A 20,995-nucleotide genomic window follows, 5' to 3' on the forward strand; every position below is an offset into this window, starting at 1 on the left:
GTGGCGCCTCCCGTGCCTGAGTGGCGCCTCCCGTGCCTGAGTGGCGCCTCCCGTGCCTGAGTGGCGCCTCCCGTGCCTGAGTGGCGCCTCCCGTGCCTGAGTGGCGTTTCCCGCGCGTGAGTGGCGACTTCCGCAAACCACGAGTCGCTCTCGACGCATCCGCCACTCACATCCCGCAGGCGCCACTCACCTGCCGGGCTCGCCACTCACCTGCCGGGGGCGCCACTCACCTGCCGGGGACGCCACTCACCGGCCGCAGGCGCCACTCGAGCGCGCGGTCAGCTCGCGGGGGTGCCGCCCGCGCCGACGAGCCGGGCGCGCTCGGCGGCCACGTCGAAGTCGGCCGTCGGCCACTGCGGGTCGATGCGCTCGAGCGCCTCGAGCAGCAGCTCGCGCACCGCGAGCCGCGAGTACCACTTGCGATCGGCGGGCACGACGTGCCACGGCGCCTGCTCGGTGGCCGTGCGGGCGATCGCGATCTCGTACGCCTCCATGTAGGCATCCCAGTGCTCGCGCTCGTCGATGTCGCCCGGGTTGTACTTCCAGTGCTTGTCGGGCCGGTCGAGGCGCTCGAGCAGCCGCGTGCCCTGCTCCTCGAACGAGACGTGCAGCATCACCTTGATGAGCGAGATGCCGCGCTCGGCGATCCCCCGCTCGAACTCGACGATGCGGCCGTAGCGCTCCTCGATCACATCGGGCGCCGAGAGGCCGCGCACGCGGTGGATGAGCACGTCCTCGTAGTGGGAGCGATCGAAGACGCCGATGATGCCCGGCGCCGGCAGCTCGCGCTCGATGCGCCACAGGAAGTCGTGGCTGCGCTCCTCCTCGGTGGGCGCCTTGAACGCCTTGATGCGCACGCCCTGCGGGTCGACCTGCCCGACCACGTGCCGCATGATGCCGCCCTTGCCGGAGGTGTCCATCCCCTGCACCATGAGCAGCACCGAGCGCTCGCCGCCCGCGGTGCTCTCGGCGAAGAGCCGCTCCTGCAGCTCGGCGAGGCGCTCGGCGCCCGCCTCGAGCGCCCGCTGCCCGTCGGCCTTGCGGCCGTCGAACCCGGGGGTGGATGCGGGGCTCACGCTCGCCAGGTCGACGGGACCGGTGATGCGCAGCGCGTCGGTGATCGCAGTCATGGCGGGAGACTAGCCCCGCGACGCTGGCGGCTCCTGGATGGGGACCGCCGCGGTGGGCGGCCGCTGATCGCGCGGCCGCACCCCGGGCGACACGGCGCGGCCGAGCCTGCCCGGCGGCACCGCGTCGACCTTGTTCGAGATGAGCTTGCTCATCCACCCGAGCCGCGGGTCGGGGTCGACGAGCATCGTCTTGACGGCGAGCGTCGCCGGCAGCGCGAGCAGCGCGCCGACCGGTCCGAGCGCGAACGCCCACACGAGCAGCGACAGGAACGAGGTCGCGGGCGTCACGCCGACCGCGTCGCCCGCGACCTTCGGCTGCACGAGCGACTGCATGACGAAGTTGATGACGCTGAAGAGGATCGCGGTCAGCAGCGCGTTGAGCGGGCCGTTCGCGAGCAGCGCCATGAGCGTCGGCGGCACCGTGCCGATCACGAAGCCGATGTTCGGGATGTAGTTGGTCACGAACGCGAAGACGGCCCAGACGAGCGCGAGCGGCACCCCGAGCGCCGTGAGAGCGACGAGGTCGAGCGCCGAGACGACGAGGCCGAACAGCGTCGTGACGACCCAGTAGCGCTGCACGCCGGCCGCGAAGCGGTCGACGCCGCGCACGAGGTCGGGGTTCGTGATCGCGATGCGCTGCATGCGGTCGGGCAGCCGCATCGAGTCCCACGCGAGGAAGAAGATGACGACGAAGAGGGTCGCGACGAAGCCGAGCACGACGCCCGCGTCCGAGGCGAGCGCGCCCACGGTGCTCGCGATCGCGCCGGGGCTGAAGGCGTTCCGCAGCTGCTGGAGCGCCTCGTCCTCCGAGACGCCGAGCGTCTCGAGCCACGCGAGCGTCTCGCGGTAGAGCCGGTTGAACTCGCTCGAGTAGCCGGGCAGCTCGGTCACGAGCGACTGCACCGACCAGTAGATCGACCACAGCAGCGCGACGAGGAAGCCGTAGACCGTCAGCATCGACGCGAGCGCCGCGACGACCCTTGGCGCCCCGATGCGCAGCAGCCACTGCTGCAGGGGCATGACGGCGATCACGAGGTTGAGGCCGAGGAAGACGGGCGCGACGAAGGATGCGACCTGGTTGAGGGCGATGAGCACGGCGATGACGGCGATCACCGAGATCAGCACGATGAGCGTGCGCGGGAGCGCCCACCGCTCCCGCGGCGGCTCGGCCTGGACGACGGGCGCCGGCTGCTGCCGCCGCTGCCGCGGCCAACGCATCAGCGGAGCGCCCGCTCGCCGTCGCGGGGCGCGGCCTGCCGGCCCCGGAACGCGTCCATCCCCTCGTTGACGCCCAGCGCATCCGCCACGAGGTCGCCGAGCGCGGTCGGCAGCGCCTTGATCGCCGGCACGATGCGCACGAGCGGCGGCAGCGCGAGGAGCGTGCGGCGCGACTCGATCGCGGCGAGGATCTGCGTCGCGACGCGCGCTTGCGACAGGATCGGCAGCAGCGCCGGCACCCTCGTCGTGACGCCGTCGAACATGCCCGTGTCGATGTAGAACGGGGCGACGGTCAGGGTCGTGATGGGCGAGCGCTCCTTGCGCAGCTCGGCCCGCAGCGACTCCATGAAGCCGACCGCGGCGAACTTGCTCGCCGCGTAGTCGGTCTGGCCAGCGACGCCGATGAAGCCCGCGGCGCTCGCGACCGTGACGATGCGGCCGCGGCCGGCGTCGCGCATCGCTGGCAGGAAGGCGCGCGTGACGAGGATGGGCGCGATCGCGTTGACGCGCATCGTCAGCTCGATCTGCGCGACGCTGAGCGACGCGAGCGGCTTGCCGGAGATGACGCCCGCGTTGTTGACGACGACGCCGACGGGGCCGAGCATGAGCGTCTCGGCGGCCGCGAGCTCGATCGCGTCGGCGTCGGTGAGGTCGACGACGACGGCGGTCGCGCGGCCGTGCTCCGCGTCGATCTCGGCGACCACGGCGCGCGCCGCTCGCTCGTCGCGGTCCCAGAGCACGACGTGGGCGCCCTTCCGCGCCGCGGCGAGCGCGACGAGCCGGCCGATGCCGCTGCCGCCGCCGGTGATGACGATCCGCGTCGAGCCGTCGATGACGGTGTCAGAGCCCTTGCGCATCCGCGCCCCCTTCCAGCACTGCCTCGATGATGCCCGGTCTCGGCTGCGACAGGGCCCTCCGGAGGCCGGCGCGGTCGACGACGCGCTCGAACGGCCAGCCGTAGGCGGCCGCGAGGTGCTCGAGGTCGACGTCGTGCGGGGTGCGCTGCACGCGCGCGAAGTCGCCGGGGTCGGCGCTGCCGGCGACCTCGAGCAGCTCGAAGAGGCTGCCGCCGTTGTCGTTGCCGACGACGATCTGCAGCCGCGGCCGCTCCTCCCCCGGCGGCACGTGCAGGCCGCCGGCCTCGTGCAGCAGCGCGAGGTCTCCGATGAGCAGCCGCGTGATGCCGCCAGCGCTCTCGCGCTCGTGCGCGAGAGCGATGCCGGATGCGGTGCTGACGGTGCCGTCGATGCCGGCGAGCCCGCGGTTGGCGTGGGCGCGCACCGCCTTCGGTCCGGCGACGAGGTCGAGCTCGCGGATGAGTCGCGACGCCGCGACGACGAGCCGGTCGTGCGGCCACGTGCGGTCCCACACCTGGCTCACGAGCTCGCGGCGGGTGATGGGCGTGCGCCCCTCCGCGAGCTCCGCCCGCGCATAGTCGGCGCGCGTGAGCTCCGAGTCGGGCGCCGCCTCGGCGTCGCGTGCGTCGGCGAGCGCGCGGCCCGCGTGCAGCCAGCGCTCGACCCACGCGCGGTCGGCGTCGTCGGGCTCGGCGGGCTCGACCTCGATGCGCCCGGCGAGCACGCGCGTGACGCCCGTGCCGCGCACGTTGTCCTGCCCGGCGCGGCCGAGCACGACGACCTCGACGTCGGTCCGGCGGATGAGGCCGGTCACCGAGCGCGAGAGGGTCGGGTGGCCGAGCACGACGACGCGCCGCACCTCGTCGGCGAGCTGCGGCACGACGTCGCGCCCGTGCGGCACGAGCAGCCGGCCGAAGCGAGCGCCGGAGGTCGGCTCGGCGAGCAGCGGCGCCGCGAGCGCCTCGGCGACGTCGACCGCTGCGGCGCCCGCGTCGGCGCCCGCGATCACGACCGTGCGGGGCGCGGGCAGGAGCGTCGCGCTCGGCGTCGGCGGCCGCTCGACCCGCTCGACACGGCGGTGCTGCGTCGGCGCCCCGCCCGAGAGCGGCTCGCGGAAGGCGATGTTGAGCTGCACGGGGCCCGGCTCGGTGTGCTTGCGGTCGCGCCAGCCCAGCGCGGCACGGACGGCACTGACCGCGTCGTCCTCGGGCTCGCGCAGCGCATCCGCCCCCACGTCGAGCACGACGCGAGCCGCGTCGCCGAAGATGCCGGCCTGGCGGGTCGTCTGGTTGGCGCGGATGCCGTGCAGCTCGGTCGGCCGGTCGGCGGTGATCGCGATGAGCGGCACGTCGCTGTGGTGCGCCTCGAGCATCGCGGGGTGGAGGTTCGCGAGCGCCGTGCCGCTCGTCACGACGATCGCGACGGGGCGGCGCGTCTCGCGCGCGAGGCCGAGCGCGAGGAAGGCGCCGGAGCGCTCGTCGATCCGCACGTGGAGGTGCAGCGTGCCCTCCCTGGCGAGGCGGGCAGCGGCGAGCGCGATCGACTGCGAGCGCGAGCCGGGGCAGACGACGATGTCGCCGACGCCCGCGTCTGCGAGCGCGGCGACGAGCCGGTCGGCGTAGGCGGCGGCGGGAAGGGCGTCAGGCACGCGCCGCGTCGCCGTCATCGGGCGAGCGACGGCCAGACCCGTCGGGGTCGTCGGGGTCGTCCCCGGCGTCGGGGCCCACGACCGGTCGGTCGGGGCGAGGGTCGGTGCGGGGCGGGGTGCGCGGGTCCTCGTCGTCGAGCGCCGCGAGCTGCGCCTCGAGCTCGGCGATGCGGCGGTCGGCCTCCTCGTCGGAGACGAGGGTCGAGCGCGAGAACGAGGGGTCGTCGTCGGGGGCCATCGGGCGCGCCGCCGAGCGGGGTCCCTTGCCCCACGCGAGCCAGCCGATCGCGCCGAGGACAGGCACGACGACGATGAGCACGACCCACAGCACGCGGTTGAGACGGCGGATGCGACGGTCATCCGTGACGGTGAGGTCGACGAGCGCATAGACCGTCACCACGAGGGCGAGGATCCCGCCGAGGATGAGCCATCTCATGTCACCCACCCTAGGCCTCTTCCCTATGGCGCGGCTCTTAGACTTGAGGGCATGGGCCCCTCGATGCGCTACCTCGTCGTGCGCGCTGCGCTGTTCCTCGTGCCGTTCGCGCTGCTGATGATCGCGGACGTGCCGTGGCCGATCTCGCTGCTCGTCGCGCTCGCGTTCGCGTTCGCCGCGTCGATCGTGTTCTTCGGCAAGCTGCGCGACGAGGCGGCGCGCGACCTGCAGCGGATTCGTCAGGGCCGCAAGCGCGAGGGCGCCGGTCCCGACGACGCCGACATCGAGGACGAGGCGCTCGACGCGGGCGCTGCGGGCGCCGCACCGGCGGCAGGCGTCGCGCGCGACGCGGACGCGGGCGCGGTCGACGCGAGCGCCGCTCGAGCGGACCTCGCCGACGCGGCACCCGAGGCGCCGCCCGCCCGCCAGACCGACGCGGCCGACGGGCACGACGCATCCGAGCCGCGCCCCTGACGGGTCGCGCTGCGCCGCGTCGTCAGGCGCACGCGCCCCAGTCGCGCTCGACGGGCACGCCTCCCGAGTTGTCGAGCCCGACCGGATCGCTGCACTGCCAGTCGATGGCGCCAGCGGCGCCGGCGGAGGCGCGCACACCGACCCAGAGCTGGGAAGGCCCGTCGGCAGGGCCGGAGAGCACCTGGAGCGGCACGTCGAACTCGACGGCACCCCCGTCCGCGAGCGCGAACCCTCGGCTGTCACCGGGCACCAGCAGCGCGCCGGCGGGCACCGCGCACGAGTCGGCCGCCTGGCAGCCGACGGCATGCGACAGCGCGCGCTCCGGAGCACCGTCGAGCACGGCGGTCGGCACGCTCCACGGCGCGCCCCACGAGCCCGACCCGGGCCCGGGAGTGATGCCCGTGCGGGGGTCGCCGTCGATCACGAGCATCATCGGCTCGATGCTCACGAGCCCGTGCTCGTACGGCTCGCTGCGATACCTGCCGGGGTAGAGCAGCGTGCCGCGGTCTCGGCCGATCTCGATCGCCCGCAGCCGCGGGAGCGGACCGAAGACGGCCTCGTCGAGCACGACGTGCTCCGCGAGCGTGGTCGTGAGGCGCCACGTGCCGCCTTCGCGCACCGCGTCGAGCTCGTGCTCGACCGGGCCCTGCCCGCTGCGGAAGGCGACCGTGACCGTGGCCGCATCGCCATCGAGCTCGACGCCTTCGACGCGGAAGGCCTGGATGCGCCCGGCGTCCGCGAGCGCCGCGTCGGTCAGCAGCGGCGCCTCGCCCTCGACCGGCACGAGCGCGCTCGCGTCGTCGCCGCGGCCCTCGGCGATCGCCGTCAGGTAGTCGAGGGCCGCCGCTGTGATCGCGTCGGTGGCAACGGTGTGCGCGTGGCGCTGCACCGCCTGAGCGACGCCGATGGCGAACGCCACGACGACGAGAGCCGCCGCCAGCACGGCGCCGACCACGAGCCGGCGGCGTCGCGCGGCCTCGACCGACGGGTCGTCGCCGCGCGAGTCGCTGTCGAGCGCTGCCTGCTCGGGCAGCGGCTCGTCGGTCTCGACCGTCGGGCTCGCCGCCGCGTTCGGGCGCGCGGGCGGCATCTCGAACTCCGGCATCGGTGACGGCACGCATCCATCATCACCCACGGGCGGCGATGCCGGCCGCAAGCGGCTCAGGCGCCGACGAAGCCTGCCGGGCCGCCCCAGATCGCGACCGCGAGGCCGACGCCGTAGAGCAGCGCCGTCATGCCGGTGAGGCCGAGCGCGGTGATGAGGTCGCGCGGCGTGCGCGAGGTGATGACGATGACCATCGCCGGGCCCGCGAGCAGCAGCACCGCGAAGACGACGAAGCCGTAGGCGAGCGCGTACGAGAAGACCCACAGGATGCCGAACGGCACGAGCATGAGCAGCACGTAGAGCGCCTTCGACGGGCCGCGGCCGAGCAGCGTCGCGAGCGTGCGCTTGCCGGCGGCGCGGTCGGTGTCGATGTCGCGCAGGTTGTTGCACAGCATGAGCGCCGCCGAGATCGCGCCGATGGCGATGCCGAGCGCGATCGAGTCGTCGGTGATGCGACCGAGCATCGCGTACACGGTGCCGCACACCGCGACGGGGCCGAAGAAGAGGAAGGCCATGAGCTCGCCGAGCGCGAAGTAGCCGTAGGGGCGCTTGCCGCCCGTGTAGCCCCACGCGGCGACGATGCAGACGGCGCCGACCGCGAGCAGCCACCACCGGCCGCTCAGCACCACGACGGCGATGCCGGCGAGCGCGCCCGCGGCGAGGAAGCCGATCGCGACGTTGCGCACCGCCTCGGGCGCTGCCTTGCCGGCGCCGACGAGCCGGCCGGGGCCGACGCGCACGGCGTCGGTGCCCTTCACGCCGTCGGAGTAGTCGTTCGCGAAGTTGACGCCGATCTGCATGCAGATGGCGAGCAGCAGGCACGCGATCGCGATGCCGAGGTGGTAGCCCTCGGCGTTGAACGCGGCCGCGGTGCCGAGCGCGACGGGGGCGACCGCCATGCCGAGCGTGCGGGGGCGGGATGCGGCGATCCAGTCGCGCGCGGTCGCGGGCGAAGGAGCGGTGCCAGCGTGCTGCGCGCGCCTGGCGGGGTTGCCGGAGCGGGGGTTGGCCATCGCCTTCGATCGTAGTCGCCGTGCGCGCCGCTCGACCGGGCCGCCGCCCACCGGCTCGACCCCTGCTCGCCGACTCGACCCGTTGCAGCGGGTCCACTGGGTGCGAGCGGGTCGGCTCGGCGGAGGGACCCGCTGAGAGCGGGTCGGCTCGGCGAGAAGCGGTCGAGTCGGCGAGCGCGGGTTCAGTCGGCCCGCCGACGCGCTTCGCGGACCCCGTCTCGGTGCCCGGACCCGAGATCCCGGGTCCGCGGCAGCGGGATCGGGTCCGCGGAGACGCGCGCGTCAGCCGAAGAGCCCCCGGCGGCGCCGCTCCTGCGTGCGGCTCGCGACGAGCCGCGTGAGGCGCTTGCGGTCGGGCTTGCCGGATGCCGTGGTCGGCATCACCGAGACCGTCACGAGGTGGTTCGGTCGCGCGGGCTTCCCGAGCGCATTGCCGACCGCCGCGCGGATCTCGGCGAGCGAGGGCTTGAGCGTCGTGACGACCGCCGGCACCTCGCCCCACTCCGGGTGCGGCGCCGCCACGACCACCGCGTCGGGCGCGAAGGTCTGCACGACGTGCTCGACCGCCGCGAGCGACACCTTGATGCCGCCGGAGTTGATGACGTCGTCGATGCGGCCTGAGACCTGCAGCAGGCCGCTGATGAGGCTGCCCGCGTCGCCCGTCTTGTACCAGCGCGTGCCGGAGCCGTCGACGACGAAGCGCTGCGCCGTGAGCTCCGGGTCGTCGTAGCCGTCGGCGAGCTGCGGCCCGGCGATCTCGATCTGGTCGGTGAGGCGCAGCTTCACGTCGCGCAGCGGCCGGCCGTCCCACACGCATCCGCCGACCGTCTCTGTCGCGCCGTAGGTGCGGGTCACGCGCCAGCCGAGCCGCGCGGCGCGCTCGATGAGCCCGAAGGGCGCGCGCTGGCCGCCGAGCAGGATGCGGTCGAGCCGCGCGATCGGCCCGATGAACGAGCGGTCGAGCGCGGCCGCGTCGACGAGCCGCGCGAGCTGCGTCGGCACGAGCGACGTGTACTTCCGCTCGTGCTCGAGGCTCTGCACAGCCTCGACGAACGCCTCCGCCGTGAACGCGCCCTCGGTGCGCACGAGCGGCGCGCCCGAGACGGCGTTGCGCCAGATGACGTTCTTGCCGGCGATGTACTGCTCGGGCAGCGCGAGCACCCACTGGCCCGGGCCGCCGAGCCGCTCGATCGCGGCCTCGGTCGACGCCTGCACGGCCTCATCGGAGATGATGACGCGCTTGGGCTTGCCGCTCGACCCGCTGGTCTCCACGACGATCGTCATCGCTCTCCTCCCCTGCTCGCGCGGTCCGTCCGGTCTCGGTGCTTCAGTAGTGCCACGGGTAGCCCGACCAGTCGGGCTCCCGCTTCTCGAGGAACGAGTCGCGACCCTCGACCGCCTCGTCGGTGCCGTACGCGAGCCGCGTCGCCTCGCCGGCGAAGATCTGCTGCCCGACGAGCCCGTCGTCGACGGCGTTGAACGCGAACTTCAGCATCCGGATCGCCGTCGGGCTCTTCGTCAGGATCTCGCGCGCCCACTCGATCGCGGTCGACTCGAGCTCGGCGTGCGGCACGGATGCGTTGATCGCGCCGGCCGCGAGGGCTCGGTCCGCGCTGTACTCCCGGGCGAGGAAGAACACCTCGCGGGCGAACTTCTGCCCCGTCTGCCGAGCCATGTAGGCCGACCCGTAACCGGCGTCGAACGAGCCGACATCCGCATCCGTCTGCTTGAAGCGCGCGTGCTCGGCGCTCGCGATCGTGAGGTCGCACACGACGTGGAGCGAGTGCCCGCCGCCCGCCGCCCAGCCGGGCACGACCGCGATGACGACCTTGGGCATGAAGCGGATGAGCCGCTGCACCTCGAGGATGTGCAGGCGGCCGCTCCGCGCGGGGTCAATCGAGCCGGCGTCGGTGCCCTCGTAGCGGTAGCCGTCGCGACCGCGGATGCGCTGGTCGCCGCCCGAGCAGAACGCCCAGCCGCCGTCCTTGGGGCTCGGGCCGTTGCCGGTGAGGAGCACGACGCCCACCCGGCTGTCCTGCCGCAGGTCGTCGAGCGCGCGGTGCAGCTCGTCGACCGTGTGCGGGCGGAAGGCGTTGCGCACCTCGGGGCGGTCGAAGGCGACGCGGCCGATGCGACCGTCGCGCGAGCGGTGCACCGTGATGTCGTCGTAGCGGGGCTCCGCGTCGCCCCACTCGGCGGGATCGAACAGGGGCGAGATGGTCACCGGGCCAGCCTACCCAGCGCCGCCTGCGCGGGTCAGCCGCACGCCTCGAGCGCGGTGCCGAACCAGCCCGGCTCGCCGCACTCCCAGCGCAGCGGCCGGTCGTGCTCGTCGAGCGTGACGCGCACCTGCACGTCGAACGACTCGCGGCCCGGCTCGTCGAGCGTCATGAACCCGACCGAGAGGTCGACGGTGCGCGCGATCGGGTCGACGCCCGCGACGTGCACGCGGTCGTCGAAGCCGATGCGCGAGGCGTGCGGCACGAGGCAGCCGTTGCGCTGCCAGCACGCGTCGACCTGGGCGGCGGCGAGCTCCGTCGCGCGATCGCCGACGGCGCGCACGACCGTGACGGTCAGCTCCGGCTCGCTCGGCGTGCGCGGGTCGCCGTCGACCGTGAACACGTTGCCGCCGACGACGAGCACGGGGCCGGCGACCTCGTCGAGCTCGTAGACGCCCGGGTAGAGCAGCACGGGCAGGAACCCCGTCAGCTCGACGCCGACGATCGAGGCGCGCGTGCCGGGATCGAGGTCGCCGAGGTCGAGCGCCTCGGCGAGCGAGGTGCGCAGCTGCCACTCGCCGTCGATCCGCTCGGCCTGCAGCGTGCGGAAGACGTCGACGGCCCGCACCCGGTAGTGCACCTCGGCGGTGCCGCGGTCGCCCTCGATGTGCACGACCTCCACCTCGGGCACCTCGATCGGGCGGGCCGAGCGCAGCACCTCCGGCGGCGCGGCGTACGCGAGCCCGCGGATGGGCACCATCTCGCTCGCCCGGCGCGAGTCGCCGTCGGCGATCGCGTCGACGTAGTCGAGCGCCGTCGCGCGGAGGCTCTCGAGCGCGGCGCCGGCGGCGGCCCGCTCGGCAGCCTCGAGCGTCGCTGGCACCCCGGCGCCGATCGCGAGCCCGACGAGCGCCGCGGCGGCGACGTGCTTGAGGAGGAACGCTCTGCTCGCGCACACGGGGTCGGATGCGTCGGGCAGGGCCGCGCTCTCGCGCACCTCGGGCGCGGGTGGCGAGGGCGCCGCGGGCGGCACGTCCTCGATCCTCGGAGCCACCGGCGGCGGCATCTCGAACTGCGGCATCTCGCCCGCCATGCGCTCATGATGCACCCGCCGAGGGCGCGCGGGAAGCGGTCGGTTCCGCGGCTCAGCCGAGCGCCGGGCAAGGCACGAGCGCCGCGTCGAACGTGCCCGGCCGGCCGCACTCCCACAGCACCGGCGTGCCCTCGGCGTCGACCGTCAGCTGCACCTGCATCTCGAGCCACTCGGAGGTCGCACCGGTCGTCGCCATGAGGGGCACCCCGAGCACGATCGGTCCGCTCGCCATCCGCCACTGCACGTGCACGCCGTCCTGCGCACCGAGGAGCGCGCCCTCCGGGATCGCGCACGAGCGATCGAGCTGGCACGCGGCCGCCGCGGCGATCGCGTAGTCGGACGCCAGCGCGGCGAGGTCGGGGACGAGCTCGTGCTGCACCCAGATCTCCGTGGGGCTCTGAGGGTCGCCGTCGACGACGAAGCGCTCGCCGCCCGTCGCGAGCACCGGTCCCTCGACCCGGTCGAGCGCGTAGGTGCCGGGGTAGAGCCGCAGGTCGCGGCCGTCGAGGTCGATGCCCCCGATCGAGGCCGACGCCTCGTCGTAGGGCTGCACGCTCGCGCGCTCCGCGAGCGATGTGAGCAGCTGCCATCGACCGTCGACGCGCTCGGCCTCGAGGCTCCGCTCCACGTCTTGACCGGCGACGCGGTAGCGCACCTCGACCGAGCCGACGTCGCCGTCGATGTGCACCATCCGCACCTCCTGCCGCTCGATCGGGCGCGCGCTCGCGAGCAGCGCCGCCGGTGCGGCGACCGCGCGATCGGCCTGGCGGACGAGGGGCACGAGGCTCGTCGCGTCGTCGGCACGGCGTTCCGCGATCGCGGTGAGGTAGTCCTCTGCGAGCGAGCGGAGGCCGTCGACCTCTGCGGCGGCGGCCGCGCGGTCGAGCGCCTGCACCGCGGCGGGCACGGCCGCGCCGACGAGCGCGCCGACGATCCCCGCCGCGAGCACGTGCCGCCAGACGACCCGCGGCCGCGGCGCGGGCGCGGACGCGACCGGCGCCGACTCGACGGTCAGCTCGGTGGCGCCCAGCACGGTCGACACATCCGCGGCAGTCGAGGCGGGGCCGATCGAGGCGCCCGCGAGACCGGGAGACGCGTCCGCGGGAGGGCCGGCCGGCGGCGGCACCTCCGGCATCTCGAACTCGGGCATCGTCGTCGACACGCGACCATCCTGGCGGTCGGATGCGCGGTTCGCGCCCGCGCGGCGCGAATCGTTACGAAGGCGGCTCAGATCGGCGCGGAGAGCGCGCCGAGGAAGCCCCAGCCGAACCAGCTCGCAGCGCCGAAGAGCACGAGGAAGGCGAGCGCGAGGGCGGCGCCGAAGACGCCCGACCGTCGCCCATCCGCGCTCCTGGCCGCGAGGCAGCCGACGACGACCGCCGCGAGGCCCGCTGCGACCGCGAGCACGAGCAGGACGACGAGCACGGGCAGCTCGCCCGGCCGCGGCGCGAAGAGGTAGCTCAGCTGCTGCACGAGCGAGACGCCCTGCAGCACGAGCGCGCCGAGCATGAGCCACAGCGACATCGCGCCGAGGCGGGCGGCGCGCCGGTCGCGCACGGCGCGCGGCGCGCGAGGCGCGCGGTGGTCGGCCTCTGCGAGGAGTTCTTCGAGCATCGCCCGATGCTACGAGCGGCGCGGCAGCCGGCCGGGCAGGCGCGCGGAGGCATCCGCACACGCCCGCCGTCAGCCGCAGCTGCGCGGCTCGGCTCCCGCGAGGGCGCAGCGCATGCCCTCGAAGGCGCTGAGCGTAGGATCCATGAAGCCGACGACCTCGAGCGACGTCCCCACCTCGCCCGACGCGATCGGCACCTGCACGGCGACCTCCCCCGCTTGCCCGGCGCGCGGCACGACGATGGGTCGCGGCAGCTGCGAGGCGTCGAAGTCGGGCGGAAGCGCGCACGAGCGGTCGGCGACGCACTCGGTGACGAAGCCGCGGCCGGCGGCCTCGAGCGCGTCGATCGCGGCGTCGGTGAGGGTCGGCGCGAGGTCGACCGCGACGCCCGAGCGCGGGTCGCCGTCGGTCTCGAACGAGGCGGCCGGCATGGTGACGAGCGGCGCGTCGATCGCGGCGATCGTGTGCCTGCCGGGCAGCAGCAGGAGGCTGCCGGTCGCGGGCACGACGCCGATGCCGTCGACCTGCACGGGCACCGAGAGCGCGGTCGTGATCGCGACGGGCTCGCCGAGCGTGCGCTGCATGCGCCACGCGCCGTCGGCGTAGACGGCGTCGATCTCGCGCAGCACGGTGCGCTCGGCGATGAGGTAGGTGACGTCGACGCGCGCCGTGCCGTCGCCGAGCTCGATCGCGGCGACGCGGGGTGAGCGGAGCCGGCCCTCCTCGGCGATGGTGCTCGGGAGCGCCGCGGCCCGCTCGGCCGAGGGGAGCAGCGCCTCCTCGGCGACCTCGTCGTCCCCCGTCGCGATCGCCTCGAGGTAGGCCAGCACCGCCTCGCGCGCCGCCTGCTCGGAGCGGGGGCCGCTGCGCTCGAGCAGCGCCTGCACGCCGAGCGTGCCTGCGATGCCGACGAGGAGCGCGACGAGCGCGATCGCGATCATCGCCCGGCGCGAGGCTGCGCGCTCCGGCAGCACCGGATCCGCCTCGGGCATGTGGAACTGCGGCGCCGTCGCCATGCGACCAAGGATGCCACCGCATCCGCCCCGGTCTACTGCAGGAGGCCGAGCGCGAAGCCGATGATGAGGAAGACGACCGGGTTGGAGATGACGAGCAGGCCGCCGGCGATCGCGGCCATCGTGATGTTCGCGGTGCCGCGCTTCGCGAGCGCCGCGATCGCGAACCAGAGGCCGAGCAGCGTGAAGATGCCCCACACCGGCAGCAGCCACACGACGAGGCCGTCGAGGTCGACGACGGCGATGCCGAAGCACAGCAGCAGCATCGCGCCGCACAGCACCGCGGCCACGAGCGCGAGGATGCCCCAGACGGGATTGCGGCGACGGGTGCGCGCGGCGCGCGTCTCGATGACCCAGGGCAGCTCCACGGGACGATCATGGCAGGCGTGCGAGCATGGGCGCGTGGACCTCGCCCTCGAGCGGCTCGCCGACCGCATGCATGTCGTCTCGCTGCCGCTCGCGACGCGCTTCCGCGGCGTCGAGGTGCGGGAGGCTGCGCTCTTCTCGGGGCCCGCGGGCTGGGGCGAGTGGAGCCCGTTCCTCGAGTACGAGCCCGAGGAGGCCGCGCGGTGGCTGCGCGCCGCGCTCGAGGACGCAGGTAGCGAGCGGCCCGCCCCCGTGCGCGAGAAGGTCCCGGTGAACGCGACGCTGCCGGCGGTCGCGCCCGACGCGGTCGCGGGCGTGCTCGCGCGCTACGACCGCTGCCGCACGGTGAAGGTCAAGGTCGCCGAGCGCGGCCAGGTGCTCGCCGACGACGTCGCCCGCGTCGCCGAGGTGCGGGCGCTGCTGCCCGACGTGCGCATCCGGCTCGACGCGAACGGCGGCTGGAACCTCGACGAGGCGGAGTCGGCGATCCGGGCGCTCGAGCGCTTCGACCTCGAGTACGTCGAGCAGCCGTGCGCGACGGTGTCCGAGCTCGCCGAGCTGCGCTCGCGCGTGCGGAAGCTCGACATCCCGATCGCGGCCGACGAGTCGGTGCGGAAGGCGGAGGACCCGCTGCTCGTCGCGCGGGCCGGCGCCGCCGACGTCGTCGTCGTGAAGGCGCAGCCGCTCGGCGGCATCCGCGCGGCGCTCGAGATCGTCGCCGAGGCGGGGCTGCCGGCCGTCGTCTCCTCGGCCCTCGACACCTCCGTGGGCCTCTCGATGGGCGCGGGACTCGCGGGCGCGCTGCCCGAGCTGCCCTTCGACTGCGGGCTCGGCACCGGCGCGCTGCTCGCGGCCGACGTCGCGGTGCCGCTCGTGCCGGCGGCCGGCGCGATCCCGGTCGGCCGAGTCTCGCCCGACCCGGCGCTGCTCGAGGCGCACGCCGCGCCGCCCGAGCGAGTCGAGCACTGGCGGGCGCGGCTCGCGGCGGCGCTCCCCCACCTCTGAGGGGCGGGGCCCGGCCCTCCATGCCGCGAGCAGCGGCGATCCGGCGGATCGGTCGCGAGGAGCGGTCGCATCGCGCTGCCGTCGCGCGGATCACCGCCGCTCGCGACGGCGCCGCCCCGAGCGGAGGCCTAGAGGCCGCTGTAGGCGTGCAGCCCCTTGAAGAACAGGTTCACGACCGAGTAGTTGAAGATGATCGCCGCGAAGCCGACGAGCTGCAGCCACGCCGAGCGCGAGCCGCGCCAGCCGCGCGTCGCCCGCGCGTGGATGTAGCCGGCGTAGATCACCCAGATCACGAAGGTCCAGACCTCCTTCGTGTCCCAGCCCCAGTAGCGACCCCACGCGTGCTCAGCCCAGATGGCGCCGGCGATGAGCGTGAAGGTCCAGAAGATGAAGCCGATGACGCCGACGCGGTAGGCGAGATCCTCGAGCTGCACCGTCGAGGGCAGGGCGCGGAGGAAGCCGCTCGAGCGCCGCTCCTTGATGAGCTGCAGGACGCTGAGCCCCGAGCCGAGCGCGAAGAAGCCGGTCGCGAGCGTCGCGACGAAGACGTGGATGACGAGCCAGTACGACTGCAGGGCCGGCGGCAGCGGCGTCGGCGTGACGTAGAAGTTGACGGTCGCGACGCCGAGGAAGACGGTCGCGAGGCCAGAGATGAACACGCCGAGGAAGTTCAAGTCGCGCCATAGCCGCGAGAGCACGAAGACGCCGACGATGACAGCGACGCCCGTGAGCGCGAACTCGTACATGTTCGCCCACGGCACACGGCCCGCGGCGAGGCCGCGCATGACGGCGCCGCCGAGGTGCAGCGCCCACGCGATCACGATGAGCGCGAAGCCGATGCGCGCGCCGCGGCCCGGGCGGCCGGCCGGGGCAGTGGCGGGGGCGGATGCGGTGGGTCGCGCGGGTGCACCGGTCGCGGGCGCACCGGAAGCACCCGCGCCGACGAGCTCGCGCGCCTCCTCCGGCACCGCGGTCGCAGCCGAGCGGCGCGCGACGTCGACCGCGTAGGCGACGAATGCGAGCGTGTAGACGGCCATGGCCGAGTACACGAGCAGCAGCGACCAGGCGTCGAGTTCAGCGGGAGGCACGGCGGGATCCTACTCTCGCGGCCTATCAGTGGGCCCTGCCGGCCGGGCCTCGCCCGCGGTCGCACCGACCGCATCCGTCGCCGCCGGCGCATCGTCGCCGCGCGCCGCCGAGCCCTCGTCGACGAGCCGCCGCGCGAGGTCGTCGACCGCGCGCTCGAGCGTCGGGTCCTCGCCGCGCGCGAGCCCCGCGAGCTCGAGCCGGCCGTCGCCCACGGCCTTCACCCACATGCGGCGGCGCGGCACGAGGAGCGAGGCGAGGAGCGAGGCGAACAGCAGCACCGTGATCCAGAACACCGGCGTCTGCGTGTGGTCGACGTGCACCTCGATGACGCCGTAGCGCCGCACGTCCTCGAACGTGATCGTGCCGAGTCCGCCGGGGATGTCGATCGTCTGCCCGGGCGCGAGCGTCAGCGCATCCGTGCCCGAGTCGCCGCCCGCGATCTGCGTCATCTCGTCGGTCTCGAGCGCGTACACCGAGCGCGGGATGCCGGCGTCGAGGCCGAGGTCGCCCGCGAACGCCTGCAGCGAGAGCACGGGGTTCGCGAGGTCGGGGTAGGCGGAGGCGAGCGCACCGGTGTCGAGCGGCACCGCGGTCGGGTAGAAGAAGCCGCGCAGGCCCAGCTGCTCCTCGAGCCCGTCCGGCAGCTTGATGACGCCGAGGCTCGTCATCGCGTCGTCCTGCGCGAGGAACGGCGTGTACTGGTCGTAGACGACCTCGCCCGACGCATCCCGCACCGAGACGCGCGGCGCGTAGCCGTTCGAGATGAGGTAGAGGTCGGCGCCCGCGACGCCCAGCGGCTCGTTGACCTTGATCTGCGCGTCGCGCTCGGCGCCGTCCTCGGTGACCGACACGAGCGCGGTGAAGTCGAGCGGGGCGCCGATCGCGTCGCGGTTCTCGGTCTCGTACTCGACCTCGAGGTCGTCGAGCACGACCGCGAAGGGCTCGAGCGAGCCCTCGTCGAACCACTGCCCCGACGAGAACGAGTCGTAGCTCGAGAGCGTGTTCGCGAAGCCGCGGCCCTCGACGAGCAGGCGCTGCCCGTCGTAGCCGAAGCCCGAGCCGAGCCCGATGACGAGCAGCAGGCCGAGCATCGAGATGTGGAACAGCAGGTTGCCCGTCTCGCGCAGGTAGCCGCGCTCGGCCGAGACCGACTCGCCGTAGCGCGCGGTGCGGTAGCCGAGCCGGCGCAGCACGCGCTCGGCGCGGTCGAGGTCGGATGCGTCCCCCGGCACGGTCTGGAAGCCCACGAGCCGCGACAGGCGCGCGGGCGTGCGCGGCGGCTTGGCGCGCATCGCCTTCCAGTGGTGGGCGAGGCGCGGCACGACGCAGCCGACGAGCGACGTGAACAGCAGGATGTAGATCGCCGAGAACCACGGGCTCGAGTAGACGTCGTGGAGCGAGAGCGCGTCGTAGAGCCAGACGAGCTCGGGGTTGTCGGCGCGCACCTGGATGACGCCGTTCGGGTCGCTCGACTCCTGCGGCACGAGGCTGCCGGGGATCGCGGCGACCGCGAGCAGGAGCAGCAGCACGATGGCGGTGCGCATCGAGGTGAGCTGGCGCCAGAGGAAGCGCGCCCAGCCGCGCACGCCGAGCGGCGGCTGCGAGGGCGCGGCGGCGGAGTCGACGTGGTCGCCGGGCCGCAGCGGATCAGATGACGGTGACAACGCTCGCGATCCAACCCTGGAGGGACTGCATGATGGCGTTCCACGCGCCCGTGACCATCAGCGCGCCGATCCCGATGAGCATCGCGCCGCCGGCGACGTTGATGGCCCGGATGTGCCGACGCATCCACGCGACGGCGCCGCCGGCCCAGCCGAGGCCGAGCGCGAGCAGCAGGAACGGGATGCCGAGGCCGAGCGCGTAGGCGAGGCCGAGCAGCGCGCCCTGCCACGCCGAGCCGGTCGTGACGGTGAGCGCGCTGATGGCCGCGAGCGTCGGGCCCGAGCACGGCGTCCAGCCGAGGGCGAAGACGACGCCCACGAGCGGGGCGGCCCACAGGCCGCCGGCCTTGACCTGCTGCGGCTTCCAGATGCGCTGGAGGAACGAGAACTGGCCGACGAAGACGAGGCCGAGCACGATGAGCACGCCGCCGAGGATGCGCACGAGCGTGTCGCCGTGCTGCAGCAGGAACGAGCTGACGGCGCCGACGATCGCGTTGCCGAGCACGAACACGAGCGTGAAGCCCGCGATGAAGAGGCCGACGCCGCCGACGAGGCGACCGCGGCCGCGGCCCTGCTCGCCGACGAGCGAGCCGACGAGCCCGAGGTAGCCGGGCACGAGCGGCAGGATGCACGGGCTCGCGAACGAGACGATGCCGGCGAGCAGCGCGATCGGGACGGAGACGAGCAGCTGGCCGCTCAGCACGGAGCCCGCGGGGTCGAAGGCGGCGATCACCGCTCGAGCTCCTCCCGCAGCAGCGTCGCGAGGATGCTCGTGTCGGAGACGGCGCCCGAGACGCGCGCCGCGACGCGGCCCTCCTTGTCGAGCACGAGCGTCGAGGGCACGGCGTTGGGCGCGACGATGCCGGTGAACGCGAGCTGCGCCTCGGCGCTCTCGTCGTCGAGGATCGACGGGTAGTCGATGCCGAACTGCTCCTCGAACGCGATCGCCTGCGCCGCGCCGTCGCGCGTGTTGACGCCGAGGAAATCGACCTCGTCGCCGAACTCGGCGTGCAGCTCGGCGAGCACGGGCGCCTCGACGCGGCACGGCGGGCACGCGGCGTACCAGAAGTTCACGAGCGCGACGCCGTCGAGCTCGCTCGAGTGCAGCTCGCCGCCGTCCGCGAGCGGTCCCCCGAACTCGCCCGGCGCCTGCCGCTCCTCGAGCGGCACCTCGGTCACGAAGCCGTCGCCGGCGATGTAGCCGGCGTCGCCGACCTGGCCGGCCACGCCGTCGGCGCTCGAGCAGCCCGCGAGCGCGAGCGCAGCGAGCGCGAACGCGCCCACGCGCATCCGCCGCCCGCGACCCCTCGCCGCCGCGCCGCTCACACCGCTCCCGCGTCGACCGCGTCGACGCCCGCGGCCGGCTCGGCGTAGTCGACCTCGACCATGCGTCCGTCGCGGCGGACGTAGCTCGTGATCGACGAGAGCTGGCAGCGGCGCTTGCGAGGGTCGTGCCAGAGCGGCTTGCCCGCGAGCGCGAGGTGCGAGATCCAGATGGGCGACTGGTGGCTCACCATCACGATGTCGCCGTCGTCGGCGGACTCGTCGAGCTCGTCCCACGCGTCCTCCATCGCGGCGATGACGCGCTGCGCGATGGCGGTGTAGGGCTCGCCCCACGAGGGGCGGAAGGGGTTGCGCAGCAGCGGCCACGCGGACGGGTGGCGCAGCGCGCCGCTCGCCTCGAAGGTCTTCCCCTCGAACTGATTGGTCGGTTCGATGATGCGGTGCTCGGTGCGGATCTCGAGGCTGAAGCGCTCCGCCCACGGCTGCGCCGACTGCTGGGCGCGCTCGAGCGGGCTCGCGGCGAGGCGCACGACCGGCCGGTCCGCGAGGTGCTCGGCCGCGAGCTCGGCCATCCGCTCGCCGCGCTCGGAGAGGCGGTAGCCGGGCAGCCGCCCGTAGAGGATGCGCTCCGGGTTGTGCACCTCGCCATGGCGCACGAGATGGAGGCGACGGGCGGGCATGACCTCAATCGTACTTGCGGAGTCTATGCGCGGCGGAGGTGAGGGCGAGCAGCCGCCGTAGGCTCCCGGCATGCGGGTGAAGGCGTGCGTGAACGGCCCGCGGCTGCCGCTCGAGCACCCGCGGCTCGCGGCCGATCCGGCGGTCGTCGCGGCGGAGGCGCGCGAGGCGGTCGACGCGGGCGCGTTCGCGGTGCACGTGCACCCGAAGGATCCGACGGGGCGCGACAGCCTCGCGCCGGCCGACGTCGCGCGCTTCCTGCGCGCCGTGCGGGGCGCGGTCGACGTGCCGGTGGGCGTCACGACCGGTGCGTGGACGGGCGATGCGGCGGCTCGGCTCGCCGCGATCGAGGGCTGGAGGGACCTGCCCGACTTCGCCTCGGTCAACGCGCACGAGGGCGGCGCGGAAGCGGTCGCCGAGGCGCTGCTCGAGCGCGGCGTGAGCGTCGAGGCCGGCATCTGGCACCGCGAGGGGCTCGAGCGGTGGCTGCGCTGGTCGCGCCGCGGCGAGAGCGACCGCGTGCTCGTCGAGATCCAGGACATCGCGGGTGCCGCCGAGGTCGAGTCGCTCGCGCGGGCGCTCGTCGAGGGCGCGCGCGCCGCGGAGCCCGACGTCCCCGTGCTCCTGCACGGCGAGGAGCGCTCGACGTGGCACGCCATCCGCCTCGCCGCCGCGTGGGGCGTCCCGACCCGCGCCGGCCTCGAGGATTCGCTCGCCCTGCCCGACGGCTCGATCGCGCCCGGCAACGCCGCGCTCGTGCGCGCGGCGCTCGCGCACGGCTGAGGCGCGAGCACGACAGGATGGAGGGGTGCCCCTCCTCGTGCCCCTCGTCGCCGCGCTGCTCGTCGCAGCCGGCGCCGCCATGCTGTGGGTGTGGGCCGGCTCGATCGCGCACCGCGCGCACGGCGGCACGGTCGCGCTCGTCGTGGTCGCGCTCGCGGGCGCGGGAGTCTGGCTGCTCGTCGCCTCGGACGGGACGGATGCGTCGGTGCCGGCCGCGGCGGGCTGGGTCGCGCTCGGCGCGTCGGCCGTCGCACTCGTCGCCGGCTGGGTCGCGATCGCGCGGTGGGCGCCGGAGCGCCGAAGGTAGGATC

General features: G+C 74.4%; 23 protein-coding genes and 1 pseudogene. 4 read left to right on the plus strand and 20 right to left on the minus strand.

The genetic code is table 11. The annotated features are described in order from the left end of the window. Positions 1-278: 278 nt before the first annotated feature. From H508_RS0100845 to H508_RS13735, 5 genes are read right to left on the minus strand one after another with little or no spacing between them, the layout of a single operon-like run. Entirely contained in the window at positions 279-1,130 is an 852-nt protein-coding gene (locus H508_RS0100845) for a PPK2 family polyphosphate kinase (protein ID WP_026372658.1), read from the minus strand. A 9-nt stretch (positions 1,131-1,139) separates the two neighbouring features. Further along, complete coding sequence (locus tag H508_RS13725; RefSeq protein WP_051222452.1) at positions 1,140-2,348, minus strand: AI-2E family transporter; 1,209 nt, start codon at positions 2,346-2,348, stop codon at positions 1,140-1,142. Next, entirely contained in the window at positions 2,348-3,205 is an 858-nt protein-coding gene (locus tag H508_RS13730; protein WP_035253586.1) for an SDR family NAD(P)-dependent oxidoreductase, read from the minus strand. Before H508_RS13730 ends, H508_RS13725 begins: the two co-directional genes overlap by 1 nt. Beyond that, positions 3,189-4,853: a 2-succinyl-5-enolpyruvyl-6-hydroxy-3-cyclohexene-1-carboxylic-acid synthase gene (gene menD / locus H508_RS0100860; protein ID WP_245569416.1), complete on the minus strand. Its 1,665-nt coding sequence runs from the start codon at positions 4,851-4,853 to the stop codon at positions 3,189-3,191. Before menD ends, H508_RS13730 begins: the two co-directional genes overlap by 17 nt. After that, complete coding sequence (locus tag H508_RS13735) at positions 4,846-5,289, minus strand: PLDc N-terminal domain-containing protein (protein WP_084154889.1); 444 nt, start codon at positions 5,287-5,289, stop codon at positions 4,846-4,848. Before H508_RS13735 ends, menD begins: the two co-directional genes overlap by 8 nt. A gap of 51 nt (positions 5,290-5,340) precedes the next feature. Between H508_RS13735 and H508_RS13740 the strand changes: the two genes are divergently transcribed. Next, positions 5,341-5,763, plus strand: coding sequence for a DUF4229 domain-containing protein (locus H508_RS13740; protein WP_035253588.1), 423 nt, complete (start codon positions 5,341-5,343; stop codon positions 5,761-5,763). Between the two features lie 22 nt (positions 5,764-5,785). Here the strand turns inward: H508_RS13740 and H508_RS0100875 are convergent, their stop codons facing one another. The 10 genes and pseudogenes from H508_RS0100875 to H508_RS0100915 form a co-directional block, all read right to left on the minus strand. Beyond that, positions 5,786-6,880 carry a hypothetical protein gene (locus H508_RS0100875; RefSeq protein WP_156905945.1) on the minus strand — a complete coding sequence of 365 codons (1,095 nt, stop codon included), beginning with the start codon at positions 6,878-6,880 and terminating at the stop codon, positions 5,786-5,788. Between the two features lie 44 nt (positions 6,881-6,924). Then, positions 6,925-7,881: a 1,4-dihydroxy-2-naphthoate polyprenyltransferase gene (locus H508_RS0100880; RefSeq protein ID WP_051222455.1), complete on the minus strand. Its 957-nt coding sequence runs from the start codon at positions 7,879-7,881 to the stop codon at positions 6,925-6,927. 282 nt (positions 7,882-8,163) lie between these two features. Next, positions 8,164-8,694 carry an AMP-binding enzyme gene (locus tag H508_RS17970; protein WP_342663254.1) on the minus strand — a complete coding sequence of 177 codons (531 nt, stop codon included), beginning with the start codon at positions 8,692-8,694 and terminating at the stop codon, positions 8,164-8,166. After that, positions 8,692-9,177: pseudogene (locus tag H508_RS13745) on the minus strand (AMP-binding protein); the annotation flags it as partial. The pseudogene H508_RS13745 and the gene H508_RS17970, both read right to left, overlap by 3 nt. 31 nt (positions 9,178-9,208) lie before the next feature. Next, positions 9,209-10,105: a 1,4-dihydroxy-2-naphthoyl-CoA synthase gene (locus tag H508_RS0100890; protein ID WP_026372662.1), complete on the minus strand. Its 897-nt coding sequence runs from the start codon at positions 10,103-10,105 to the stop codon at positions 9,209-9,211. Positions 10,106-10,137: 32 nt separating this feature from the next. After that, a complete protein-coding gene (locus tag H508_RS0100895; protein ID WP_026372663.1) occupies positions 10,138-11,193 on the minus strand; it encodes a hypothetical protein in 1,056 nt (351 codons plus the stop codon). 52 nt (positions 11,194-11,245) lie between these two features. Continuing rightward, a complete protein-coding gene (locus tag H508_RS0100900) occupies positions 11,246-12,355 on the minus strand; it encodes a hypothetical protein (RefSeq protein WP_026372664.1) in 1,110 nt (369 codons plus the stop codon). A gap of 65 nt (positions 12,356-12,420) precedes the next feature. Continuing rightward, positions 12,421-12,807 (minus strand): hypothetical protein, encoded by a 387-nt coding sequence (locus H508_RS0100905; RefSeq protein ID WP_026372665.1) that lies wholly within the window; start codon positions 12,805-12,807, stop codon positions 12,421-12,423. 69 nt (positions 12,808-12,876) lie between these two features. Next, positions 12,877-13,821 carry a hypothetical protein gene (locus tag H508_RS0100910; RefSeq protein WP_026372666.1) on the minus strand — a complete coding sequence of 315 codons (945 nt, stop codon included), beginning with the start codon at positions 13,819-13,821 and terminating at the stop codon, positions 12,877-12,879. A gap of 32 nt (positions 13,822-13,853) precedes the next feature. After that, the gene (locus tag H508_RS0100915; protein ID WP_026372667.1) at positions 13,854-14,186 is read right to left on the minus strand and encodes a hypothetical protein; all 333 of its coding nucleotides are present in this window, start codon (positions 14,184-14,186) and stop codon (positions 13,854-13,856) included. A 34-nt stretch (positions 14,187-14,220) separates the two neighbouring features. Here H508_RS0100915 and H508_RS0100920 point away from each other — a divergent pair, with 34 nt between their 5' ends. Further along, a complete protein-coding gene (locus tag H508_RS0100920; RefSeq protein WP_026372668.1) occupies positions 14,221-15,189 on the plus strand; it encodes an o-succinylbenzoate synthase in 969 nt (322 codons plus the stop codon). A 128-nt stretch (positions 15,190-15,317) separates the two neighbouring features. Here the strand turns inward: H508_RS0100920 and ccsB are convergent, their stop codons facing one another. Genes ccsB through H508_RS0100945 form a run of 5 tightly spaced genes read right to left on the minus strand, consistent with a single transcriptional unit; the run spans position 15,318 to position 19,903 of the window. After that, the gene (gene ccsB, locus H508_RS0100925; RefSeq protein ID WP_051222706.1) at positions 15,318-16,226 is read right to left on the minus strand and encodes a c-type cytochrome biogenesis protein CcsB; all 909 of its coding nucleotides are present in this window, start codon (positions 16,224-16,226) and stop codon (positions 15,318-15,320) included. Between the two features lie 60 nt (positions 16,227-16,286). Continuing rightward, positions 16,287-17,942: a cytochrome c biogenesis protein ResB gene (gene resB / locus H508_RS13750; RefSeq protein WP_084154891.1), complete on the minus strand. Its 1,656-nt coding sequence runs from the start codon at positions 17,940-17,942 to the stop codon at positions 16,287-16,289. Continuing rightward, the gene (locus H508_RS0100935; protein ID WP_026372670.1) at positions 17,926-18,669 is read right to left on the minus strand and encodes a cytochrome c biogenesis CcdA family protein; all 744 of its coding nucleotides are present in this window, start codon (positions 18,667-18,669) and stop codon (positions 17,926-17,928) included. Before H508_RS0100935 ends, resB begins: the two co-directional genes overlap by 17 nt. After that, the gene (locus tag H508_RS0100940) at positions 18,669-19,229 is read right to left on the minus strand and encodes a TlpA family protein disulfide reductase (protein ID WP_026372671.1); all 561 of its coding nucleotides are present in this window, start codon (positions 19,227-19,229) and stop codon (positions 18,669-18,671) included. The genes H508_RS0100935 and H508_RS0100940 overlap by 1 nt, the downstream gene beginning before the upstream one ends. 32 nt (positions 19,230-19,261) lie before the next feature. Then, positions 19,262-19,903, minus strand: coding sequence for a histidine phosphatase family protein (locus H508_RS0100945; RefSeq protein WP_026372672.1), 642 nt, complete (start codon positions 19,901-19,903; stop codon positions 19,262-19,264). 70 nt (positions 19,904-19,973) lie between these two features. Between H508_RS0100945 and H508_RS0100950 the strand changes: the two genes are divergently transcribed. Both H508_RS0100950 and H508_RS0100955 read left to right on the plus strand, forming a co-directional pair. Further along, the gene (locus H508_RS0100950) at positions 19,974-20,684 is read left to right on the plus strand and encodes a 3-keto-5-aminohexanoate cleavage protein (protein WP_026372673.1); all 711 of its coding nucleotides are present in this window, start codon (positions 19,974-19,976) and stop codon (positions 20,682-20,684) included. A 25-nt stretch (positions 20,685-20,709) separates the two neighbouring features. Next, positions 20,710-20,991 (plus strand): flagellar basal body-associated FliL family protein, encoded by a 282-nt coding sequence (locus tag H508_RS0100955; protein ID WP_026372674.1) that lies wholly within the window; start codon positions 20,710-20,712, stop codon positions 20,989-20,991. Positions 20,992-20,995 lie beyond the last annotated feature (4 nt).

The sequence above is a fragment of the Agrococcus lahaulensis DSM 17612 genome, from assembly GCF_000425105.1.
In the GTDB taxonomy this organism is placed as follows: Bacteria; Actinomycetota; Actinomycetes; order Actinomycetales; family Microbacteriaceae; genus Agrococcus; species Agrococcus lahaulensis.